The sequence below is a fragment of the Rhizobium sp. BK313 genome, assembly GCF_014193655.1.
Lineage (GTDB): Bacteria > Pseudomonadota > Alphaproteobacteria > Rhizobiales > Rhizobiaceae > Rhizobium.
Map to the genome: position 1 here is coordinate 255,549 of NZ_JACHZQ010000005.1, position 17,890 is coordinate 273,438.

General features: G+C 58.7%; 19 protein-coding genes. 6 read left to right on the forward strand and 13 right to left on the reverse strand.

The features are described 5' to 3' along the window. Positions 1-150: 150 nt before the first annotated feature. Positions 151-792 carry a DUF1007 family protein gene (locus FHT86_RS24750; RefSeq protein ID WP_133709018.1) on the forward strand — a complete coding sequence of 214 codons (642 nt, stop codon included), beginning with the start codon at positions 151-153 and terminating at the stop codon, positions 790-792. A 110-nt stretch (positions 793-902) separates the two neighbouring features. On the opposite strand, the gene FHT86_RS24755 is transcribed toward FHT86_RS24750, so the two are convergent. After that, positions 903-1,160, reverse strand: coding sequence for a DUF1344 domain-containing protein (locus FHT86_RS24755; RefSeq protein ID WP_166656871.1), 258 nt, complete (start codon positions 1,158-1,160; stop codon positions 903-905). A 360-nt stretch (positions 1,161-1,520) separates the two neighbouring features. On the opposite strand from FHT86_RS24755, the gene FHT86_RS24760 reads away from it, so the two are divergent. From FHT86_RS24760 to FHT86_RS24780, 5 genes are all read left to right on the forward strand, one after another. After that, on the forward strand, positions 1,521-1,778 hold the full coding sequence (locus FHT86_RS24760; protein WP_133709016.1) for a hypothetical protein: 258 nt from the start codon (positions 1,521-1,523) through the stop codon (positions 1,776-1,778). 24 nt (positions 1,779-1,802) lie between these two features. After that, entirely contained in the window at positions 1,803-2,606 is an 804-nt protein-coding gene (locus FHT86_RS24765; protein ID WP_133709015.1) for a hypothetical protein, read from the forward strand. 146 nt (positions 2,607-2,752) lie between these two features. Further along, a complete protein-coding gene (locus FHT86_RS24770; RefSeq protein ID WP_133709014.1) occupies positions 2,753-3,430 on the forward strand; it encodes a response regulator transcription factor in 678 nt (225 codons plus the stop codon). Further along, positions 3,417-4,778 carry a sensor histidine kinase gene (locus tag FHT86_RS24775; RefSeq protein ID WP_133709013.1) on the forward strand — a complete coding sequence of 454 codons (1,362 nt, stop codon included), beginning with the start codon at positions 3,417-3,419 and terminating at the stop codon, positions 4,776-4,778. The genes FHT86_RS24770 and FHT86_RS24775 overlap by 14 nt, the downstream gene beginning before the upstream one ends. 164 nt (positions 4,779-4,942) lie before the next feature. Then, complete coding sequence (locus FHT86_RS24780; RefSeq protein WP_312862499.1) at positions 4,943-5,785, forward strand: MipA/OmpV family protein; 843 nt, start codon at positions 4,943-4,945, stop codon at positions 5,783-5,785. Here the strand turns inward: FHT86_RS24780 and FHT86_RS24785 are convergent. The 12 genes from FHT86_RS24785 to FHT86_RS24840 all read right to left on the reverse strand — a co-directional run bounded on the left by FHT86_RS24785 (position 5,726) and on the right by FHT86_RS24840 (position 17,871). Further along, complete coding sequence (locus tag FHT86_RS24785) at positions 5,726-7,066, reverse strand: SAM-dependent methyltransferase (RefSeq protein ID WP_133709011.1); 1,341 nt, start codon at positions 7,064-7,066, stop codon at positions 5,726-5,728. The genes FHT86_RS24780 and FHT86_RS24785 overlap by 60 nt on opposite strands. Continuing rightward, positions 7,066-7,494 carry an EamA family transporter gene (locus FHT86_RS24790; protein ID WP_133709010.1) on the reverse strand — a complete coding sequence of 143 codons (429 nt, stop codon included), beginning with the start codon at positions 7,492-7,494 and terminating at the stop codon, positions 7,066-7,068. Before FHT86_RS24790 ends, FHT86_RS24785 begins: the two co-directional genes overlap by 1 nt. Continuing rightward, positions 7,491-8,639: a GNAT family N-acetyltransferase gene (locus FHT86_RS24795; protein ID WP_133709009.1), complete on the reverse strand. Its 1,149-nt coding sequence runs from the start codon at positions 8,637-8,639 to the stop codon at positions 7,491-7,493. The genes FHT86_RS24790 and FHT86_RS24795 overlap by 4 nt, the downstream gene beginning before the upstream one ends. Further along, entirely contained in the window at positions 8,620-9,435 is an 816-nt protein-coding gene (locus FHT86_RS24800; RefSeq protein WP_133709008.1) for an alpha/beta hydrolase, read from the reverse strand. The genes FHT86_RS24795 and FHT86_RS24800 overlap by 20 nt, the downstream gene beginning before the upstream one ends. Continuing rightward, positions 9,425-10,297 carry a fatty acid desaturase family protein gene (locus FHT86_RS24805; protein WP_133709007.1) on the reverse strand — a complete coding sequence of 291 codons (873 nt, stop codon included), beginning with the start codon at positions 10,295-10,297 and terminating at the stop codon, positions 9,425-9,427. The genes FHT86_RS24800 and FHT86_RS24805 overlap by 11 nt, the downstream gene beginning before the upstream one ends. Beyond that, complete coding sequence (locus FHT86_RS24810; protein ID WP_133709006.1) at positions 10,294-10,647, reverse strand: EamA family transporter; 354 nt, start codon at positions 10,645-10,647, stop codon at positions 10,294-10,296. The genes FHT86_RS24805 and FHT86_RS24810 overlap by 4 nt, the downstream gene beginning before the upstream one ends. Further along, positions 10,644-11,597 carry an arginase gene (locus FHT86_RS24815; protein ID WP_133709005.1) on the reverse strand — a complete coding sequence of 318 codons (954 nt, stop codon included), beginning with the start codon at positions 11,595-11,597 and terminating at the stop codon, positions 10,644-10,646. Before FHT86_RS24815 ends, FHT86_RS24810 begins: the two co-directional genes overlap by 4 nt. A gap of 4 nt (positions 11,598-11,601) precedes the next feature. Further along, a complete protein-coding gene (locus FHT86_RS24820) occupies positions 11,602-13,023 on the reverse strand; it encodes an aspartate aminotransferase family protein (protein ID WP_133709004.1) in 1,422 nt (473 codons plus the stop codon). Between the two features lie 20 nt (positions 13,024-13,043). Next, entirely contained in the window at positions 13,044-13,727 is a 684-nt protein-coding gene (locus FHT86_RS24825; protein WP_133709003.1) for an MtnX-like HAD-IB family phosphatase, read from the reverse strand. Between the two features lie 101 nt (positions 13,728-13,828). Next, positions 13,829-15,208: a sensor histidine kinase gene (locus FHT86_RS24830; protein ID WP_133709002.1), complete on the reverse strand. Its 1,380-nt coding sequence runs from the start codon at positions 15,206-15,208 to the stop codon at positions 13,829-13,831. Next, the gene (locus tag FHT86_RS24835) at positions 15,205-15,861 is read right to left on the reverse strand and encodes a response regulator transcription factor (protein ID WP_133709001.1); all 657 of its coding nucleotides are present in this window, start codon (positions 15,859-15,861) and stop codon (positions 15,205-15,207) included. The genes FHT86_RS24830 and FHT86_RS24835 overlap by 4 nt, the downstream gene beginning before the upstream one ends. Before the next feature lie 588 nt (positions 15,862-16,449). Further along, a complete protein-coding gene (locus FHT86_RS24840) occupies positions 16,450-17,871 on the reverse strand; it encodes a PLP-dependent aminotransferase family protein (RefSeq protein ID WP_133709000.1) in 1,422 nt (473 codons plus the stop codon). Positions 17,872-17,890 lie beyond the last annotated feature (19 nt).

Here is a 17,890-nt window from a genome sequence, read left to right on the forward strand (position 1 = left end):
CTCTCCGGGAAGTTCGAGCCGGTTGGGCCAAATGCTGTGAAAGTTCGGACTGCAGCCACCGTGATCCGAACCTCCAGGGTCTCAAATCAGTCTCAATTGAAGCTCAGGCCTTGGTATCGGAGCCGCAGACGAATCACGTATAGAGGCTGAATGAAACGACAAACGATTTTGCCGATCGCGATACTGTCGCTCCTGCCTGCCCCCGCCTTCGCCCACCCGCATATATTCATCGACGCGAAGTTCGAGGTAGTTGCGGCACCGGATGGCTCCATCAGCGAGCTTCGCAACGTCTGGCGCTTCGATGAGGTCTTCTCCTCATCGGTGCTGTTGGATTTCGACAAGACCGGAAATCTGACACTCGACGCGAGCGAGCTCAAAGCGGTGGGTAAAACGGTCAGAAACTCCCTCGCACAGTACAATTACTATACGAACGTCACCAGCAACGGCAAAACGGTTGCGATGGCGAAGCCGGAGGCGATACAGGCGGACTATAAGGACAATGCCCTGATACTGACCTTTTCGCTGAAGCCGCAGCAGAAGACATTCCTCAAGGGAACGACGATTTTCGGGATTTACGATACGACGCTTTATACGGCGGTCGATTTCGCCGCCGACAGTGACATGGCCACCTCCGGCGAGACGTTTGCCCGCTGCAAGCGCAAGGTGGTGAGGCCCAATCCCGACGAAATCCTCGCGCAAAATCAGGCAACACTCACCAGCATGTTCTTCAACGACCCGATGGGAACGAATTATTCGCAGCTCGTGGCAACGAGGCTGGAAGTCCAGTGCTGAGATCGCCGTCGATCTGAGGAGCCGTCCCTCGCGCCGGAATGCGCTTACGGAAACATAGCCCCTCGACCCGTGTTGAGTTAAGGAGCTATGCGCACCCGAGCAGCCTATGCCTACATAACCGGACGGATACTTGATACCGTCGTTCTGCCGGCTTTCGTCGTTGAGTAGTTGACCCTGACCTTCTCACCGGCCTTGAAGCGTTCCACTTCAATCTTCTCCGGCAGCTTGAAAACCCTTCCGTTCATCAGCGTAATCGAATCGCCCTTTTTGTCGACGCTCTTGATCGTATCGGTAATTCCCTTTGCCAATGCTCCCGTCGACGAAGCGACCGCAAATATTGCCGCTGCGATGATGACCGATCTTTTCATCTTCTTGATCCTGTTCGAGTTGACTGTTTCACCGAGGACCTCACCGGTGCCAGAACGGCAAAGCCGACGCCCCATTGCGTTTGACCTCAGTAGGCATTCGCAGCGTTGGAGGCGACAGATCCAAGGTAAACAGGCAATTTTGCAGCGAGATTGCCTGGACTATACGGATACGTAACCTCGCCGGGCGGAGGCCGTTCAGCAACTTCCAATGGACTGGCGACCGACCAACCTTACGAAACCGTATCCTTGCGGCAAGGCCACTGTAGAGGCGCTGCGCTAGATCGCTTGTTCACCGGCAAGAGAGAGTTTCGCCGGTCGATCAATTGGCCTGCCAGCCTGTCAGAACACAAGGAATCTTCCATGAAAAAGATTATCGCCGTCACCATTCTCACCGCCGTCGCGAGCCTCGGGTTCGTCGCATCCCAAGCCCGCGCGGCCGCACCCTGCGAAGAAATGTTGAAGGATATGCGCGCTGCCAAGGCAACGGCCAAGCTCAGCGATGCCGACATGAAAAAGGTCAACGACCTCGAAGCCAAGGCCATCGAACGCTGCAATGCCGACGACGACACCCGCTCGGACAAGTTTCTGGCCGACGCCATGAAGATCATGGGCAAATAAACCCCAGCGAACTGGAGAAATCCTATGACACATATTCATACGGCCCCGGTTCGACAGAACCGGGTTCCCGAGGTCACTATCGATTTCTGGCTGATCAAGCTGATGGCCGTGACCATGGGTGAGACGGCTGCCGACTATCTTGCTGTTAATCTCGGTCTCGGCCTGACCGTCACCTCCCTGCTGATGACTGCAGTGCTGATTGTCGCCCTGGTGCTCCAGTTCGCGCAGAAGCGCTATGTTCCACCGTTCTACTGGGCGGCCGTCGTTCTGATCAGCATCGTTGGCACGCTGGTTTCCGACAATCTCGTCGATAACTTGGGGGTAACACTCCAGACCACCGCTATCGGTTTCACGATCGCGCTCGCCGTGACCCTTGCGGTCTGGTACGCGGTCGAGAGGACACTATCGATCCATTCCATCTTCACGACGCGCCGGGAAGCCTTCTATTGGTTGGCCATCCTGTTCACCTTCGCTCTCGGAACGGCCGTGGGCGACTTGGTGGCGGAAGTCTTCGCCCTCGGCTATCTCACCACCGGCGTTCTCTTCGGAGGCATCATCGCCGTGATTGCGGTCGCCTATTATGTCTTCAAATTGAACGCAATCCTGGCCTTCTGGCTCGCCTATATCCTGACGCGGCCGCTCGGCGCCTCTTTCGGCGATCTGCTGTCGCAGCCGCAGGAATATGGCGGCCTGGGTTTCGGCACGATCGTCACCAGCCTGCTCTTCCTCGCCGTGATCGTTTGCTTGGTCATCGATATGACCATCGTTCACAAACCTATGGCTCAAGAACCTATGGAGGCGGAACTCGAGGGTTCCCGGGAGATATGACCTGCCGCGCTTCAGGTTGGTGAAATGACTTTGCAGTATTCGATATTTTCGCGGTCGCCCGCTAGCGATGAGACATCGATGCAAGACGGATGGACTCACTTCGAAGCGGCATCATTGAACTGCCGACATGGGGAATGGATCGTTTCATGCGCATACTGCTCATAGAAGACGACACCAAAATTGGAGAATTCGTCTCTCGCGGCCTGCGGGAGGCAGGCCATGTCTGCGACATGCTGTCGGATGGGCAGGACGGACTTTTCCATGCCATCCGCGAGACCTATGACGTCTATGTCATCGACCGGATGTTGCCCGGTCTCGACGGCCTGTCGATCGTACGCTCGATGCGCGCGGCCGGCGTCAAGACGCCTGCGCTTTTTCTAAGCGCGATTGCAGGCATAGACGATCGGGTTGAAGGTCTCGAGGCGGGCGCCGACGACTATCTCGTCAAACCGTTCGCGTTCTCCGAACTTCTGGCGCGGGTCAACGCGCTCGCCCGGCGTCCGCCCGCCATTTCCGAGAAAACATTGTTGCAGGTCGCCGACCTGACGATGGACGTGATGAAACGCCGCGTCACCAGGGCCGGGGTCGAGATCGAACTGCAGCCGCGGGAATTCACGCTTCTGGAGGTGCTCGCGCGCAACGAAGGCCGGGTTGTCACCCGGACGATGCTTCTCGAGCGCGTATGGGATTTCCATTTCGATCCGAAGACCAGCGTGGTCGAAACGCATATCAGCAGGCTGCGCGGCAAGATCGACAAGCCCTTCGACGTGCCGCTCCTGCATACGATCAGAAACACCGGTTATTCGTTGCATGCGCCGCGATAGCATTCTGCGCAGCACATCGTTTCGACTGGCGCTGATCTTTTCGCTGATGTTCATCAGCGCCTTCATACTGACCGGCTTGATCGTCTATCAGCTTGTCAAATGGGAGTTTCAGCAGCGTCAGGACCAGACGATCCAGGAGACCTTTGCCGTGATTGCCGCGGCCTATGGCGATCAGGACATCAAGGATCTGCTCGATACGGTCCAGACCTACACCAGGGCAACCGGCGACCGCCAGCGCGTATTTTCGCTGGTCGATCCCTCGGGAAAGGTTCTCGCCGGCAACATCCCCGCTCTCAGATTTCCGGACGGCTGGAGCGATGCCGACGGTGACGAGATGCAATTGCCCGGCGACCAGCAATATCGGATTTTCTCCGGTACGGTCGACGGAAATCGCCTGACCGTCGGCCTCAGCCAGAGGGAAACCGAAAACATTGAAGCGATCATGCTGCAAAGCTTCGGCTGGGCCTCCATCATTGTCCTGCTGCTCGCAATTTTCGGCGGCGGATTGATTGCGCTACGCGTACAACGGCGTTTTGGCGCCGTTCGGAATACGATGGAACATGTGGCACGTGGAAACCTGGAGGCGCGCGTCCCCATCGTTGGGCGCGGCGATGACGTCGATTTATTGTCCCATGACATCAATGACGCCCTTGCCCGCCTCGCGGCGACCGTCGAAGGAATGCGGCAAGTCAGCACTGATATTGCCCATGACCTGAAATCCCCACTCAACCGCCTCAAGATGACCGTCGACGAGGCGCTCGCGAAACAGGAAACCGGCCTGTCAGTCGTTCAAGAACTTGAGGCAGCAAGTTCCGAGGCCGACCGAATCAACGAGACTTTCGAAGCATTGCTGCGGATTGCGCAGATCGAAGCGGGAGCCCGTAAATCCAGATTCGGCAAGGTCGACCTCGGCGATGTGCTACAATCGCTTGACGACATCTATTCCAGTGTCGCCGAGGACAACGGCCAACGGCTTAAAACCAGCCTTGACCAGCCCAACGAAACCATTTTGGGCGATCGAGAGCTTCTAACCCAGATGTATGCCAATCTGATCGAGAACGCCATTCGCCATTGTCCTGAAGGAACCGACATCGTGATCCGGAGTGAAGCAGATACCGAAACGATCACGACGAGCGTCGAAGACAACGGCCCCGGCATTCCGGAGCAGGAACACGGCAATATCTTCCGCCGCCTCTACAGGCTGGAAAAAAGCCGTACGTCCCCAGGCAGCGGCCTCGGTCTCAGCCTGGTAAAGGCCATCGCCGATCTCCATGGCGCCAGAATCCTGGTGGAGAACTCCCGGCCTGGCTTGCGGGTAAAGGTCATCTTTCCGAGGATCGTTCAATGAAGCTTCAAGGGTGCTGCAACGTATCTCCGGCGAAACGCCAGCCGAGCACAGCTATCGCCTCCCAAGTTTTTTCTGTTTTTGGAGCCGCAGGCCGTGCTAGTAATGCGGCCGGGGGCGAGCTGTCTGTAAATCGGTTTCGGCTATCAGGGATGGGTGTTGGCAGAGTGTTCAGCGTCAAAACATCTTTCTTCGCCAGGTTCTTGGCGCTTGCGGCAATGGTCCTGCCTGCAGCATCCATGATCACGGCGTTTTCGGCCTTGGCGCAGGAAGCGGCGAAATCTGCTTCAAACACCTGGGTCGTGACGCTTGGCGGCACCGTGGAATACGGGCCGTCCTACGAAGGCTCGAAGCATCTCTCCTTTAGCGGCATGCCATCTTTCGACTTCCATCGCCTTGGCGAAACTCCGGAATACAGTGCCCCGGACGACAATATCGACTACAGCCTGTTCGACGTTGGCGGCATCGAAGCCGGTCCGGTCGTCGGCCTGAGGGGCGGGCGCTCGGCATTTGACGATTCCGATCTGAACGGCCTGCACAGGGTTCATTGGAATTTCGACGCGGGCGCGTTCGCGCAATATTGGCCGATGGAAAATCAGTTGCGGCTGCGGGCGGAGATGCGCCAGGCTCTGTGGGGTGGCGATGGTCTCCTCGCCGACCTGTCACTCGACTGGTTCCAGCCCGTCGGAGACAGGTGGCTCTTGTCCGCGGGGCCGCGCATGTCGCTGGCAAACTCCACCTACATGCGCAACAATTTTGGAATCTCCGAGAGCGAGGCGGCGAAGAATGGTCATCTCGACGCCTTCGACGCCAACGGCGGCCTGAAATCCGTCGGCTTCACGGTGGCCGCGACATATACGATCTCGCCCGCCTGGAGCGTGCAGGTCTATAACAAATATAACCGGCTGGTGAGCGATGCCGCCGACAGCCCCATCACCTCACAGATCGGCTCACCCAACCAGAACATCATCGGCTTTACGCTCAACAGAACGTTCGATGTCCGATTTTGAAGCTCGGGACGCTTCGTTACGGGCGATGTAGTCGCGGGTGACCGGGACGACGTCGTTGCGCTTGCTCATCTGGATCTGGAAGACGACGAGGTCTTCGTAGCGGAACGCAGCTTCCGCTGTCGAAAGATAATATTCCCACATGCGGCAGAAACGCTCGTCATAGAGTTCCGCCACCTCCGCCCAGCGCGCCATGAAGCGCTCGCGCCAGCTGGCGAGCGTCCAGGCATAGTGCAGGCGCAGCACCTCGACATCGGTGATCGACAATCCCGCCGCCTCGATTTCCGGTACGATCTCCGAAAGTGCGGGAATATACCCGCCGGGGAAGATGTATTTGTCGAGCCAGGGCGTGGTGAAGCCGGGTGTTGCCGAACAGCCGATGGTGTGAAGCACCATGACGCCGTCATCCTCCAGCAGTTCCGCGCATTTGCGGAAGAAGGTTCGATAGGATGCCAAGCCGACATGCTCGAACATGCCGACCGAGACGATCCTGTCGAAATGGCCCGTCAGGCTGCGATAGTCCGTGAGCGCGAACTGAATCTCCGCCGGCGACCCGTCGAAGGTGCTCGGCACCCGTTTCGAGGCATACTCGTGCTGCTCCTCGGACAGAGTAACGCCGAGGACATAACCGCCCGGCGCCTGCTCGGCCAGATGCAGTGCAAGGCCGCCCCAGCCGCACCCGATATCGAGAATGCTGTTGTCCGGCTCGATCAGCAATTTGGCTGCAAGATGCCGCTTCTTCGCCAGTTGCGCCTCTTCGAGGGATTGGTCGGGATTCTCGAAGTAGGCACAGGAATATTGCCGGTCCGCATCCAGGAAAAGTTGGTACAGCCGGCCGTCGAGATCGTAATGATGCGCGACATTGGTCTTCGAGCGCCCCGGCAAATTGCGATGACGGAAAATCCGCAACTTTGTACGGATATGATCGATGACGCGGGCAATGAGTGGATGTGTGCTGTTCTGCGCCTCCCGCAGCATCATAGCGACGAAATCGTAGAGCGAGCCTTGCTCGACGAGGAAACGGCCATCCATGTAAAGTTCGCCGAGCCTCAGATCGGCGTCGACCAGGAAGGCCCATTGGGCGCGCGTATCAGTAAAGCGGACGTGAACCGGCTGACCGGTGCAATCGCCGAACGTTAGGACGCGACCGCTCGCAGTCGTCACCGTCAACGATCCCCGCGTCACGATATGCGACAGCGCGCGTTTCAGACTCCAGTCCGCAAAGCGGGACACAACGGCAACGCCTTTATCTTGGCGATGGTCTTCAGCTTGCAATCGGGACATTACCTATCCTCACCGCCGTTGGCGCGCAGCGAATTGCGCTTCGTGTCCCAACCACCCTGCTCGGATGCTTCGCCCGCAGCGCTTGCGATCAGCCAGACGCCCGCCAGGATCAACCCGCTGCCGATCACCTGCAGGCCGACGATCGGCTCGCCGAAGACGAACCAGCCGGTGGCGATGATCAGCACATAGCTGATGCCGGAAAGGGGAAAGGCCCGGCTCAGGTCAAGTTCGGCGAGCACATTCATCCAGATGAAGAAACAGCCGATCTCGACGGCGATCGCCGCCAGGATCCAATGCGACGCGAGTGCCTGCCACAGCCAGCCTGCTCCGGCAGCACCGTCCAATTGCGCGGCTCCGTGCTTGATGAAGAATTGGTACAACGTGTTCAACACCGGTACGGCGAGCCAGGATAAGCGCATCGACATCACTGGCCCGCCTCGTCTGTCGAAAACAGCGGGGAAACCAGCCGCAGTATTTTCTGAAGAACAGGATTGCGATGGCGGAAGAACATCGCGTTGGCAGTGAGCTTGCTGCCAAGCCGCACCTTGTTTTCATAGTAGGCCTGGCCGCTCTGATAACGACCAATGCCGTGTTCCAGGCAATAGCGCAGATTGGTGAACCAGCTCAGGAAATAAAGATTGTAGGGCCGCCCCTCCTCGCCATCCATGCAGAAGAATTTGTCGATGGCGACGCGTCCGTCATGGACGATCAGATTGGCGGCGAGCAGCCTGTCCTCTACGAAATAGAAGGCGCAGAAAGAACGACCGCGCATATGGGAAAGGATTCCCTCGAAGTAGTCGATGGTGAGCTCCTCGAACTGCCATTCGCTGCGATTGCGGGTATCGTGGTAGAGCGCCATGACCTCCGGCAGGAAATCGCCGAAATCCGTCCTTATCTCGACCCTGACCTGCGCGAAGGATTTCAATTTGCGGCGCATGTCCTTGCGGGTGCCGGAGGAAAGCCTGGCGAGATATTCGTCGATCGACTTGAAATCGATGTCGAGCCAGGCGGTCGGCAAGCCGCCAATCATGGCGTAGCGACGGGCCGAGAGCGGGCCATCGAGCGCGGCTGCAACAGGTTGGGGAATGTCCTTGAGGCCCATCAGCGCACAGTCTTCCGTCGCGGCAAGCTGCTCAAAGTATGACAGCAACTCGGCAAACAGCACTTCGCGGCGTTCTGGCGGCACATCGGGATGAAAGCCGACCGTGCCCGTTTCCGTGCAGGGCGAGCCGAGGCAGGCAAGCCGCAACGTCAAAAAACCTGGGAAACGCTGCCGCACGCGGCGCACCGCCTTTCGGAGCAGACCGTCTTCCAGAGTCGTGTCCAAGGCATACAGGCAGAGAAATGCCGGCATGACGGCACTGACCCGCCCGTCTTCGACGATGGTTATGTATCGCCATTCGAAACCGCCGATGCCGGCCTCCTCGATGGCCAGCAGGCAATCATAGTCCTCGACCTGGTCGTGAAAGCAGGCGTTCCAGGCATCGCGGCCGACGGCGCGGATGCTGAAATGCACCTCGGCGATTGGATCGAGTGCGGGCGGCGGCGAAGGGCTAGGCGAGAGCTGGAGCATGGCTCGCCTCAAAGAAATCCGCGGTGAAGTCCGCCACCTGCCGATGCTGACGGTCGACATGGATCATGTGGTAGCTGTCCTTGATCCATCGCAGTTCATGCGGACCACCTATATGGTCAGAAATGTAGCGCGCATGTTTCGGACTGCTGAGATCGTCGTCCTCGGCATGCAAAATCAGCGTCGGCGTCCTGATCTGCGGTAGCCTGCCCCTGAGGGCCTTGCCCAGCCGATGCATCTCGACGAGCCCTTTGCCGGGGAATTTATCGAGAATGCCCTCTCCGGCCATGCTTTCGATCAGTCGGCGCATCCGCTCGTCCTTGATCCCGAGGGACGCGGTCTCGCGAAAACTGAGGCGATCGAGGAAAGGAACGCGGGAAAGCCAGCCGATCTGCGACGATAGCAGCGGATAATAGAAGGGGACATCCCAGCCGTCATAATGAAAGCAGGGGGAATAGATGGCCACGGCACGGATCGTCTCCGGACGTCTTTCCGCCGCCAGCATCGAAAGCTTGCCGCCGACACAAATGCCGGCCGCAAAGACCTGCTGCGTTCTCGCCGCAAGGAATTCGGACGCCTGCACGACGCTTTCCAGCCAATCCTCCCATCGCGAACGCCGCAGCGTGCCCGCGTCGACGCCATGGCCGGCCAGCAGTGGCGCATAGACATTGTAGCCCTTGCGATTGAGATGGCGGGCGACCAGCTTCATCTCAGCCGGAGCGCCCGTCAGCCCGTGAATCAGCAGGACGCCTTTGTCATTCGAGCCCTCCAGAAAGAAGCTCAATCCATCAGCCTTCATGAGAAAGCTCCGCCTGCCTATTTTCCTTGGCCATGAAGCCAAGCGCGTGGCAGGTGCTGATGACGTGCGTACCAGCGTGTTCCTGCTCTTCCCTGATCTGTTCGTGCAGCGTGCGCAGTCTCGTCCAGTGGGTCCGCGGCCGGTAGTGGTGTTCGGCGTGATAGCCGTTGCCGAACCACAGCCAGTTGTAGAACGACTTGTGGCTGGAAACGCCCCATGCGATCGGCTCGTCCGGATCGCCATGCAGATGTTCGTAATAGCCATTGAGCGACGACAGGCAGTTGCCGAAATAATAGAAGGGCACGAAGAACAGCACGGCCTTCCAGTCGTAGATCAGCGCAATCGCGGCAAGGCCGAGGAAAAAGAAGAGCTCGAACCGGCCCCACTTCGCATCGAATGGGCGGGTACGGGCAATGGCCTTGTGAATGTCACCGAGACTATCGCGAAAGAAGCTCAAAAGCGTATAGGACCACACATTCTCCGGCTCGCCGTTGCGGCCGTGACGATAGATCGACAGCAGATCGATCGTATCGCCTTTTTCGTCCGGCCGGTCGCTGTTGCCGGAGTGATGGCGCATATGTACCCAATGATAGTAGGTCTGGGAGAAACCGATCGCGACCGATTCCAGCAGGCTGAACGCGTAGTTCATCCAGCGCGGCTTGAAATAGGGCGTATGGATGAAATTATGGGATATGCTGTTGATGTTCCACGAGATCGACACGGCGTACAGGCAGCCGAGAACAGCAGAGAGCCACAGCGGCCGGCTTTCGAAACCGACGATCAGATAGACGTCGAAAACGAGATGCGCTACAGCGGCCAGAACCGGTGCCGCATCCCATCTGGTATGAGCAAAGATTTTCATAGTCCGGTTACTCCCACACAAGCCACGCCGGCGGTCACGAGGAACACGCCCGTCGCGTGGCGGAGGTTGATGTTTTCCTTGAAGATGAGGGCGCCGGCGAAGACGATGACGACATAGCTCAACGCCATCAGCGGAAAGGCTATGGACAGAGGTACGTGCTCGAGCACGGCGGTCCAGGCCAGCAGCTCCACCGCCCAGAAAACAATGCCCAGCCATGTGACGGGCTTGGTCAGCGCCGAGAGCAACGCGTTTTCGCTTGCCGCCTGCTTGAAGCAGACCTCGCGCGCCGTTTCCGCCAGCACACAGAAGAGGATCAGCCCCAGCATGGGAAGGGTCAGGCTGCCGCTCATGCCATGTACTCCGCCAGGACCTCCAGCAACGCGTGATTTGCGGCGCTGTTGATGTTTCTGGTCGTTTCGGCCTTTGGCCGGACATGTGGCTGATCGACAAAAATCTCGGCCTTTTTCAAAAGCCGGGTTCGAAAATCGCCGGTATAGTTCGGCGCGGAGTAGTCACCGATGACATCGGCGCCGATAATGCGATGGCGGCTGCCAATCTCGCTGATCAGCGCCAGCAGATAGGGCAATCGCATGCGACCCTGGTCCCAGTTCGTCACGGCGTCGTCTGCGGCCAACACATCCTTGTCGATCGTCAGATAGACGGCCTCGGTGCGAATTCGGCTCAGCATCCGATCGATGAAATTTTCCTCGCCGATCTCCGAAATGGATTTCCAGTGCAACGCCCCTTTCTCCTGCCGGTAGCTGGCGCCGCTGCCATAATCGGCCAGCACACGGCTCGGCGGGTGTTCATAAGGGTAGAGTTCCAGCTTGCCTTCGCCGAGCCAATGCAGATTGGCGCCCTTGCGCTCGGGGCTACGAAGGTCGCTGCTGCACACGCCGATGGTGATAACCTTCTGGATATTGCGGTTGGCCAAGGCGCTGTTGACCCAGGATCCGCAATGCATGCCACCGTTGAAGGTGACCCAGTCCGGATGATTGTCGAAATGAATGAGCGTCGCCCCAACGGACTGCCGCTCCAGCGCCGCATCAAGAAGCAGCGCCGTCACATGATGAAAGTCGCCCGAACCCATGAAACAGAGCTGCGGATCCTTGCCGTTTGCGGGGGTATTCCTGACAATATCGCGGCCGAGTTCGGCAAGCGCCTTCTGCTTGCTCCAGAGCCGGACCACTTTGCCGGTTGCTTTGTCGACGTGCTCGCACGCGCCGGCAAATTGGCAGGCGCGCACGAAGTCTGGCTGCAACTCCAACGCATCATCGAGATGAAGAAGAAGGAGTTGCACTGTCTTATCTCCGGGCTGCGCGCGTGAGAAGCTGATCAAGCAGGGCGATCGCCAGGTCTATCTCCTCACGGGTAATGAGCAGGTTCGGCGCGAAGGTGATGACGTTCTTGTGGTAGCCGCCGACATCAAGCACGAGGCCGTACATTTTTGCGCCGACCTGCAGATCGCCCTTCATGCCCTCGTCGCAAAGCCAATCCATCGTGGCCTTGTCCGGCGTGTAGCTGTCGTCCTTGCAGATTTCCATCCGCAAGGCCAAGCCCAGCCCGTCGACCTCGCCGACGATGGCATGGCGCTTCTGCAATTGTTTCAGCCCATCGAGGAAATAGGCGCCCTTGGCCATGATGGCCGCGCCGAAATCCTCCTCTTCCAACATTTTCATCGTTTCGAGAGCCACGGCGGTCCCCATCGGATTGCTGGCGAAGGTGGAATGCGTAGAGCCGGGCGGGAAGATCGTCGGGTTGATCATCTCTTCCCTCGCCCAGACGCCTGAAAGCGGATTGAGCCCGTTGGTGATCGCCTTGCCGAAGACGAGAACATCGGGCGAGACGCCGAAATGTTCGATCGACCAGAGCTTGCCGGTGCGGTAGACGCCCATCTGAATTTCGTCGACGACGAGCAGGATGCCGTATTGGTCGAGCACCTTCTTGAGCTCGATGAAAAAGTTCATCGGCGGAATGACGTAGCCGCCCGTGCCCTGGATCGGCTCGATGTAGAAGGCGGCATATTCCGCCTTGCCCGCCTTGGGGTCCCACACGCCGTTATATTCGCTCTCGAACAGACGGGCGAACTTCTGGACGCAGTGGTGTCCGTATTCTTCCTTCGACATGCCCTTCGGGCCGCGGAAATGATAAGGGAATTCAACGAACTGCGCCCGCTCCCCGAAATGACCATAACGACGGCGATAGCGGTAGCTCGAGGTGATCGCCGAAGCGCCGAGGGTGCGGCCGTGATAACCGCCCTCGAAGGCGAACATCAGGCTCTTGCCGCCGGTATAGTTGCGCACCAGCTTCAGAGAATCCTCGACTGCCTGCGAGCCGCCGACATTGAAATGAACCCGTCCCTTGCGCCCGAACTTGCGCTCGGCGTCCTGGGCGATCATGGCCGCCAGTTCCACCTTTTCGCGGTGCAGGTATTGCGAGGCCACCTGCGGCAGCCGGTCGAGTTGCCGATGTGCGGCGGCGTTCAGGCGTTCGTTGCGATAGCCGAAATTGACGGCGGAATACCACATCTGCAGATCGAGAAACGGCGTGCCGGCCTGATCATAGACGTAGGAGCCTTCGCATTCCTCGAAGAATTTCGGTTTTGCCGTGTAGTGGACCGTATCGCCATGGGAGCAATAGGCCTCCTCAAGGATACGCAACTCCGCCTCAGATTTGACGGGCAATTGCATCTCGCCACTGAAGGCTTCGGCTACATTGGTTTTCATTAAATGCCTCTCGGTCTGGTTCATGCGGTCTTCGAATGCAGCAACGCGCGGTGTTCCCGCGTGACACTGGGAAGAATGGCTTTCATCTTTGGAAGTAGGTCGGTGAAATTTTCGAAGCCGACATACGGAATGCCGCGGTCGTCGCAATAATCGGCGAGCTTGGCTTTTGCGAAAACAAGGTCGACCTTGTCGGCAACACAGAAATCGCTTCGCCCATCACCGATGTAGATCTGCAGTTCGGCGCTTTTGACAACTCGGCATTTGCAGACGCCTGAACCGGACATGCAGCCGGTCGCCGTGGGCGACGGAAATAGAGAATACGACTCTCGGCCTTGAGCGAAGCGATAGGAGAGGACGTTGGCGACAATCCGCAAGTCGTCGATGCCCTGGCGTGCCAGGATATGACGAATGAAATAGTCGACACCGTCGCTGACGATCGTCACGGGTAGATCACTGAGACTGCAGTAGGACAGAAACTCCTTAAAGCCTGGGTCGATGGACACCGTGTTGAGGAGGGCGTCGAGATCTTTCCGGCTCGCCTGAATGAGGGCGATCTGCCGGCGCATGCACTCTCCCGAGCCGATAAACCCCTGTTTCCACTGCCGTTCTATGTCTTCCCATTCGGAACCGGCGAAGCGGGACAACACCATATCCGTCGCGTCTTCGATGGATATGGTTCCATCAAAATCGCAAAACACCTGCATGAAACACCTCTTCGCCTTATCCTTGAGTTGCGTCTAACAACCGTAGATGAGCCGGACGTGAGGGGAGGATGATGCGAAAATGAAAAATGCAGAGAAGTTGATTATCTGCTTTTGGGCAATCGCAGGTCGACACGCAGACCCGTGCCCCAGCGCGGCGTCGATAGCTGGATCGTCGCGGCGAGCCGTTCTGCCGTATCGGCAACAATCGCAAGACCGAGCCCCGCTCCCTCGGTATGAAGCGTATCGAGCCGATAGAACCGCTGAAAGACCGCCGCACGTTCATCGGGTGGGATACCAGGCCCGCTATCGCTGATCGATATCCGCCAAAGTTCGCTTTCGGATGTGACCGCCACTTCAATCCTGCCGGCGACAGGCGTGTATTTGATCGCGTTGTCCAATAAATTGCTGATCATCATGTGCAGCAATGAATCATCCGTTTTGACCTGCGCCGTTTCATCCCCTTCCAGCAGGACATCGAGCTGCCGGCTGGTGATGATGTTGCCGAATTCCGCAAGCACCGACGCCACCATGTGGTACAGCTGGACGGGGGTCGGATTGAGAGGATGATGGCTTACTCTGGCCAGTCGCAGCAATTGCTCGATCAGATGTATGGCGCGATTGTTGCTGGCCACGAGATTGGCGATGATCGTCTGCCGTTCCTGCTCGCTGTCGCTGTTGCCCAGCATCTGCAGCAACAGCTTCACGCTGGCTTGCGGGGTACGCAACTGATGTGCCGCAAGATCGGAGAAGCGTCGCTCGAGCGTCAGGGAGTGACCCAGTTTCTGCAGAAGCTGGTTGATCGAGCGGCCGAGCGGCAACAGGTCCCTCGGCAGACCTTCGACGGGGATGGCGGAGAGATCGTCGGGCGATCGGGTGCGGATCTGGCGCACCAGCCCGTGGATCGTGCGCAAGCCGCTGTTGATGCCGAGCCAGATGAGAAAGCCGATGACCGGCACGAGCACGAGCAGCGGAAAGAAGAGATTGAGCAGGATATTGGAGACCAGCGTTTGCCGCAGAGCGATCTTTTCGCCGATCTCCATTACGATGGTCGTGCTAGGTATCGGTAGCGAATAGACGCGCCAATCCTCTCCCTTGTAGGTGATCGTGGTGAAGCCCACCTTCTGCTGCGGCACGTCGGATAAAAACGCCGTGCTGCTGTAGAAGCGGATACGACCGTCCACCCAGGCGCGAAACATGTGAGCGTCGGCATAGTCGTCAGCGTCCTCATTGAAGGATAGCTGATTGTCCATGTTGAAGTCGATGTCGTCGATCTGCCGCGGAGAACGATCCGGCGCTCTTTCCAGAGGGCGACGCAGCAGGCTCCAGATAACGTTCGCATCGTCGATGAGCTGGGCGTCGTAAATATTATTGATCTCGCGCGTCGCGCTGTTGAACGCGAAGGCGCCGATCACCACGATCGTCACCACCACGACCGGCGCGATCCTGAAGAAGAGCTTGCGGGTTAGCGTTGAGTTATTCATCGCTCGATCATGTAGCCAACGCCGCGGATCGATTTGATGAAATCGGTTCCGAGCTTCTTGCGGAGATTGTAGATCGTCACTTCGATGGCGTTGCTCTCGACGGTGTTCTCGGCATCGTAAAGCGCATATTCGATATCGTTCTTGGTCACGTACCGGCCGCTGCGCTCCATCAGCAGCTTCAGCAGATGGAATTCCTTGGCCGTGGTATGAACCTGCGCATTGCCTTTGCGGGCGACCATCGCCGATGGATCGACCTCGACATCGCCGCATCGTATGAGGCTTTCGGTCCGCCCGTCGCGGCGACGGATCAGCGCTCGCAGGCGGGCAAGCAGCTCGTCGAGATCGAACGGCTTGACCAAATAGTCGTCGGCGCCCTCGTCGAGCCCTTCGACTTTCTGGCGTACGGCATCGAGCGCGGTCAGCAGCAGAACGGGCACGGAATTGCCTCTCTGCCGAATGCCTCTCAGCACCTCCATGCCGTTGAGCTGCGGCAGGTTGATATCGAGGATAACAGCCGCGAAATGCGAAAGCTGCGCGGCTTCAAGACCGGACTCGCCGTCGCGCATCCAATCGACGCCGTAAGCGTGCTTCTCCAAAGCTTTCTTGAGGGATGATCCGAGAATATTGTCGTCTTCAACAAGCAGAACACGCACGGTCGATCTCATTTCGCCGATAGGGATTGTGCAGCCGATGTGAACCGCAATTGGAGCGGCCTTAAGGCAGAGGTATAACGGAAGGCTTCAGTCCAACAAGAGCTGCAAGAGCGCATTCGAGCCGCTTGATAGCGGCCGATTCTCTTTCCCGTCTCTCTCCTGGCGGTTTGAGCATATCCAGAGACAGTTGGTTATATGCCTTATCTATGGATGGCGAACGGAGCTGAGGGATGCAGGGACTCGCTCTTGTCGTTCCGTCGCTTATCTCTATCGCCTTCGTCCTTCCCTCCACTGCCTTAGCCGCCAACACCGCCACTACCGGAAGCAGCAATTCAGCGCCATGCGCTAGAATGGTGGACAACATCAATGATGGGTTGAAGACATCGGCGGTCAGCGCTGCTGGCAGAAGGAAGGCGCGCGTTGGTGGCCGAAGGTCTTAAGCGCTGCAAGGCCGACGACTATTCCGGCGCCGACAGCTATTTCATCGAGGCCTTGAAGACGCTGCACAAGTAACCCGTCGGACACCGTCGCCGATGGGGACAAGGTCCATTGTCGATTGCAAACCGAACGCAAGGGTGCGGACGGAGGTTAGATGCTCGCGCCCAGTCTCCGCATCGACGCCGCCAGCACGTCAAAAATCCTCGTGTCCGTCGATTGCGCCACATTGAAGCGGAGAAAATTGCTCGCGGTATCCCTCTGGCTGAAGGCGTTGCCGGGCGCGAGGATGATACCTTCGGCGAGGCAGGCACGGGCGACTTCGGCCGCATCAAGGCCCTCCGGCAGCCGGCACCAAAGGAACATTCCTGCCTGTGGCCTCAGCCAGGGCGTGATGCCGATTGACTCCAATCGGGACATGGTTTCGCCCATGGCCTTGGCAAGCCGGACCTGCAGCGCCTCGATATGCTTGCGATAACCGCCGTCCTTCAGCGCCGAAAACAATAGTTCAGCCGTCAATTGGCCGCCGCTGAAGTTGGTGGCGATCTTCAGATCGACGAGGCCGTCGATCCAGTCCCGCCGCGCAGCGATGAAGCCGCAACGCACCGAGGCTGACAACGTCTTCGAAAAGCTGCCGATATGGATCACACGGTCGAGGCCGTCATAGGCGGCGAGCCGCGGCGCCGGCGTGGGTTCGAAATCGGCAAAAATGTCGTCTTCGACGATGATCAGTTTGGAAGCATCAGCCAGTTTCAACAGGCGATGCGCCGTCACTGGCGACAACACGGCGCCGGTCGGATTGTGAACGGCAGAATTGGTGATGTAGAGGCGCGGACCGTGTCTTTCGAGTGCCTGGCCGAACAGCTCGACATCAGGTCCCGTCGGCGTGAAGGGCACGCCGACAATATTGGCCCGGTGCGCCCGCAAGAGGGCATGGAAATTGAAATAACAGGGATCGTCGACCAGTACGGTATCGCCGGGTTCGAGCAGGAACCGGCAGAGAAGATCGATCGCCTGCGTGCCGGATTCCGTGAGCATGATCTGATCGGGCGATGCGGCGATGCCGTGCTCGCCCATCCGCCTTGCCAGAAGCTGCCGCAACGGCGGCAAACCTAACGGCGTTCCATAATTGGTGAGAATGCCGCTCCCGCCGGCCCGCGCTAGAGTTCGCATCGCACGACGCAGCGCCGCTTCCGGCATCCAGGAGGGCGGAAGCCAGCCGCAACCGGGTTTCAGCACGTCGTCGCCCACCTCCAGCGATTGCCGCGAAATCCAGAGCGGATCGACATCGCGCTCCAGCCTGGGGCCGATCTCGGATAAAGAAAGCGGCGCGAGCGGCCCGCAGACATAAAAGCCGGAACCGGGCCGCGAGCGGATCACGCCTTCGGCCGCAAGCCGCTCATAGGCCTCGACCACCGTGGAAACCGACACCTGCATCGTCCTGGCGAAGCTGCGCACCGACGGAAGCCGCGCCCCCGGTTCCAAGCTGCGCGCTGCGATGCGGTCCGCAATCGCCGCCATCACGCCCTCGATGCGCGTGCCGCTGATCCCCATTGTTGCGATCGTATCGCCCATCCGTACTGCACCTCATACC